4 protein-coding genes and 1 pseudogene are annotated in these 4,756 nt (G+C 63.8%); 3 read left to right on the plus strand and 2 right to left on the minus strand.

The window, feature by feature from the left end:
* From fbiC to dapC, 3 genes and pseudogenes are all read left to right on the plus strand, one after another.
* Positions 1-432: pseudogene (gene fbiC, locus K8V11_RS13065) on the plus strand (7,8-didemethyl-8-hydroxy-5-deazariboflavin synthase); the annotation flags it as partial.
* Positions 433-670: 238 nt separating this feature from the next.
* On the plus strand, positions 671-991 hold the full coding sequence (gene fdxA, locus K8V11_RS13070; protein WP_303915116.1) for a ferredoxin: 321 nt from the start codon (positions 671-673) through the stop codon (positions 989-991).
* A gap of 8 nt (positions 992-999) precedes the next feature.
* On the plus strand, positions 1,000-2,124 hold the full coding sequence (gene dapC / locus K8V11_RS13075) for a succinyldiaminopimelate transaminase (protein WP_303915118.1): 1,125 nt from the start codon (positions 1,000-1,002) through the stop codon (positions 2,122-2,124).
* 150 nt (positions 2,125-2,274) lie between these two features.
* On the opposite strand, the gene K8V11_RS13080 is transcribed toward dapC, so the two are convergent.
* Both K8V11_RS13080 and dapD read right to left on the minus strand, forming a co-directional pair.
* Positions 2,275-3,636, minus strand: coding sequence for an amino acid permease (locus tag K8V11_RS13080; protein ID WP_303915124.1), 1,362 nt, complete (start codon positions 3,634-3,636; stop codon positions 2,275-2,277).
* A 97-nt stretch (positions 3,637-3,733) separates the two neighbouring features.
* On the minus strand, positions 3,734-4,702 hold the full coding sequence (gene dapD, locus K8V11_RS13085; protein WP_303915121.1) for a 2,3,4,5-tetrahydropyridine-2,6-dicarboxylate N-succinyltransferase: 969 nt from the start codon (positions 4,700-4,702) through the stop codon (positions 3,734-3,736).
* Between the last annotated feature and the right edge of the window lie 54 nt (positions 4,703-4,756).

The raw sequence follows: 4,756 nt of genomic DNA on the forward strand, positions 1-4,756 counted from the left end.
CTACGAACGCTGCGCGGTATCCAGGAACGGACCGGCGGGTTTACCGAATTCGTGCCTCTGCCATTCGTGCACCACAGCGCCCCGCTGTATCTCGCCGGCGCCGCGCGTCCGGGTCCGACCCGACAGGAGAACCTCGTCGTGCACGCACTCGCGAGGCTGATGCTGCACGGCGCGATCGACAATGTGCAGACATCGTGGGTCAAGCTTGGTATCACCGGCACGCAGCGAATGCTGCAGGCCGGCGCGAATGACCTGGGCGGGACGCTGATGGAGGAGACCATTTCACGGATGGCCGGCGCGGAGAACGGTTCGGAGAAGACCCCGGACGAACTCCGCGAGATCGGTGCCGGGATCAGTCGCCCCGTCGTACAGCGGGACACCTTTTACGGGCGCGTCAGGTCGGCGCCGCAGGTGCCTCTCATGGTCGAGTAGCACCGGCCTTGAGACCTGGCGAACCCCTTTTCCCAGCTAAGCCTTAGCTTAGGAACCCGTGTTCGAGGGTGACTCGCGTTGGGGTCGTTGCACTCGGTGTCTTAACATGGAATGAGTGAAGTGCATCGGGAGTCGGTGCACGCGATATTCGCGCTACATCACTGCGGTTGATTCGCTCTGCCCGGCGGATCGGCATCTCGCGAGTCAGTGATCTTCGAGGAAAGGAAATCACGGCGAAATGACATACGTGATTGCGGAGCCTTGCGTCGACGTCTTGGACAAGGCGTGCGTTGAAGAATGCCCCGTGGACTGCATCTACGAGGGTGGACGCATGCTGTACATCCACCCGGACGAGTGTGTCGACTGTGGCGCCTGCGAACCCGTGTGTCCCGTGGAAGCGATCTTCTACGAAGACGACGTTCCGGACGAGTGGGAAGAGTACACGGCGACCAACGCGGACTTCTTCGAAGAGCTCGGCTCGCCGGGCGGCGCCGCGAAGACCGGTGTGTGTGAGGACACGGAATTCGTCAAGAAGCTGCCTCCCATGGGCGAGGACTAGGTCACACGGTGGCGGCCGCGACGAATACGAACCGGCGGACCCCGGTCTCGAGCCGGCTCCCCGAATTCCCCTGGGACACACTGGCCGAGGCGCGGACTCGCGCCTCGGCTCACCCGGACGGGCTCGTCGACCTCACAGTGGGAGCGCCGGTCGATGATGTCGACGAAGGTATCCAGCGGGCGCTCGGCGAAGGCGCGGCGTTTCCCGGTTACCCGACGACCCACGGAACCGAGGCGCTCCGCGAGGCCGCGGCTGCCGCGATGGACCGCCGCTTCGGTGTTCCCGGGATCGATCCGAAGTCGGTGCTTCCCGTCATCGGCACGAAAGAGATCGTTGCGGGTCTTCCCTCGCAGCTCGGTCTCGGCGCCGGGTCGACGGTAGTCGTCCCCGAAATCGCGTACCCCACCTACGAGGTCGGCGCGCTTATCGCCGGCGCACGGGTTAGACGCGCAGACTCATTGACGCAGCTGGGCCCAGAACGTCCCGACCTGCTGTTCATAAATTCCCCGTCGAATCCGACGGGCAAGGTGCTCGGCACAGATCACCTGCGCAAGGTCGTCGAATGGGCACGTTCGCGCGGCGTCATAGTCGCGGCGGACGAGTGCTACCTCGGTCTCGTGTGGGAGGGCAGCGCCCCGTCCATCCTCGCCCCGGAGGTCTGCGACGGAGATTTCACCGGGCTGCTCGCACTGCATTCGCTGTCGAAGTCGTCATCCTTGGCTGGCTATCGCTCGGGCTTTGTCGCGGGGGACCCCTCGCTGGTAGAGGAGCTTCTCACGCTGCGCAAGCACGCCGGCTACATTATGCCCATGCCGGTACAGGCAGCCACGACGTTCGCCCTACAGGACGACACTCATGTCGACGCTCAGCGGGAGCGCTACAGAAAGCGTCGCGCCGAGCTCCTTCCTGCCGTCGAAGCCGCGGGCCTGCGTGTCGACAACTCCGAAGCCGGGCTCTATCTTTGGGCCACTCGCGATGAGCCCTGCAGGGACACCGTGGATTGGCTCGCGGGCAAGGGGGTCCTCGTTGCGCCCGGTGAGTTCTACGGGCCGCGTGGAGGCAAGCATGTGCGCATCGCCCTCACCGCGACTGATGCGGCCATTACGGAAGCGGCGAAGCGGCTTCGTAGCTGAAGCCTGAAGACGCGGTCTACAACGGTTGCCGAGTTGTGGCCGACATGAAGCGCTCGGTGAAGCGCGCCTGCGATTGCCTTAAATAACGAAAGTGCCCGGGACTACCGGGCACTTTCGCTATCTCGACAGGCTCTCTCGCCTCGTATTACGCTACGATCTTGTCTTTTCCGTGACGTAGGCGCCGCTATCCGCGTGGAAGTAGGAGTTGATCGCCGATAGAACGGCAAGTACCACCACGACGGCGAGCGCGGCGAAAATCTGCGCGCGGGCAGCTTCGTCGGTGAGCATGAGCGCGCCGAGGGCGAGGATCACGACGATCGCGAGATAGCTCAACCACGGGAAAAGCCACATCTTGACCTCTAGAGGACCGCGGCTTTCGAGCTCGCGACGCAGCTTGATCTGCGAGAGAGCGATGGCGATCCACACGATCAACAACGTAGCTCCGACGGCGTTGAGAAGGAACGTGAGCAGGTCCTCCCAATCGAGCCACTGAAGCGCAACGGCGACGAACCCGAAGAACACCGACACGTACACAGCGACGGAAGGCGACGACGCCTTGTTTGTGCGCGCGAGGATGCGGGGACCGTCGCCCTGCTTTGCCAACGCGAACGACATCCGCGACGTGCCGTAGATCTGCGCATTGAATGCCGAGAGCAGCGCGAGCACGATGATGACCTCGAGGAACCCGACGACGCCGGGGATGTCCGCCATCCGGAGCACGGCGGTAAAGGGGCTCTGCTCCGCGGTCTCCGCATCACGCAGAGTGTCCCAAGGAAGCAGTGTCGCGATGACGAGCACCGAACCGACATAGAACACCGAGATTCGCCAGATCACCGAACGGACGGCGAAGCCGACGTTGCGGCCTGGATCGTCCGATTCCGCGGCGGCAATCGCGACGATCTCGATGCCACCGAACGCGAAAGCGACGGCGAGCAGACCGGCTGCGACACCGCTCCAGCCGTTCGGCATGAAGCCGCCGTGATCCAGGAGGTTCGCCGTACCGACCGCCGAGTCGCCTGGCAGGAGCCCGAAGATAAGGAGAATGCCGATGATGAGAAAACCGATGATAACCGCGACTTTGATGAGCGCGAACCAGAATTCGAACTCGCCGAATGCGCGAACCCTGACGAGGTTGACCACGGCGAAGAAGACCATGCACACGAGCGCGGGAATCCACGGCGAGACTCCGAACCACGCACCCATGATCGCCGAGGCGCCGGTCATTTCCGCACCCATCACCATGATGAGCATGAACCAGTACAGCCAGCCGACCGCGAAACGTGCGTGACGACCGAACGCGGCACCGGCGTAGGTGGCGAACGAACCGGCTGCCGGCATAGCGGCCGCCATTTCGCCGAGCATCCGCATGACGAGAACAACAATGAACCCGGCGACGATGTACGACAGGAGAACAGCTGGCCCCGCAGTGGAGATGGCCGCGCCCGTTCCGAGGAACAAGCCCGCGCCGATCGCAGACCCCAGGCCCATCATGGTGAGGTGGCGCTTGGCCATCCCCGGCGAAAGTTGGCCACCGAAACTCGCTGCCGAGTTCTCGGTGGCCTGAACGCCGGTACCGGCGGCGTCATTCGCCGGGGTGTTTCCGTGCGCCTCAGTCATTCTTGTGGAGCTCCGAGTTGAGTTCGAAGCCATCGGACTTCCACGGCACGACCTCGACGGCGCCGGAGGTGGAATTGCGGCGGAACAGCAGGTTATCGCGGCCGGACAGATCGCGGGCCTTAATCGTCTCGTGGTCGGCCCACGCACCGAACTTGAGGTCCACCTTGGTGCCCGCGGTGACATAGAGACCGGCTTCCACGACACAGTTGTCGCCGAGGGAGATTCCGATGCCGGAGTTCGCGCCCAGCAAGCAGTTCTCGCCGATGGAGATGGTTTCCTTGCCTCCGCCTGACAGTGTCCCCATGATCGAGGCGCTGCCACCGATGTCGGAGTTCGCGCCGACCACGACGCCGGCGGAGATGCGGCCCTCGACCATCGACGGGCCGAGCGTGCCGGCGTTGAAGTTGACGAAGCCCTCGTGCATGACCGTCGTTCCCTCGGCGAGGTGAGCGCCGAGGCGAACTCGGTCGGCATCGCCGATACGGACGCCCGACGGCACGACGAAGTCCACCATGCGGGGGAACTTATCGATGCCGTAGACGATGACCGGTCCGCGGGCCTGTAGCTTGGCGCGGGTCTTGTCGAAGCCCTCCACCTTGCACGAACCGTGGTTGGTCCACACGACGTTCGACAGTAAGCCGAACTGACCCTCGAGGTTCGCGTAGTGCGGCGGGATCAATCGGTGGGAGATGAGGTGGAGGCGAAGGTAGACATCCATCGCGTCGATGGGCGCCTCCGTGAGGTCCGCGATCGTGACCTTTACCGCCTTCAACTCGACCTCGCGCTGCGGATCGACGCGAATGATGTCGCGCAGATCCTCAGGGATATCGTCCCCGTCCAAGAAGTCGTGGCCGGACGTTTCCGCTGCGCCGAGCTGCGGTTCCGGGTACCACACATCGAGAACCGTACCGTCTGTTGTCATCGTCGCCACGCCGATGGCGACTGCTCCATGTGCACTCATAAGGACCAGGTTACCGGCCGGAGCGGCAGAAAAACCCATAGGCCATGCCCAAAA

The sequence above is a fragment of the Dietzia timorensis genome, assembly GCF_020742175.1.
In the GTDB taxonomy this organism is placed as follows: Bacteria; Actinomycetota; Actinomycetes; order Mycobacteriales; family Mycobacteriaceae; genus Dietzia; species Dietzia timorensis_A.

Coding starts and splice junctions, on each gene's coding strand:
- fdxA (WP_303915116.1), top strand. CDS start 671: ATGACATACGTGATTGCGGAGCCTTGCGTCGACGTCTTGGACAAGGCG.
- K8V11_RS13080 (WP_303915124.1), bottom strand. CDS start 3,636: ATGGCCAAGCGCCACCTCACCATGATGGGCCTGGGGTCTGCGATCGGC.
- dapD (WP_303915121.1), bottom strand. CDS start 4,702: ATGAGTGCACATGGAGCAGTCGCCATCGGCGTGGCGACGATGACAACA.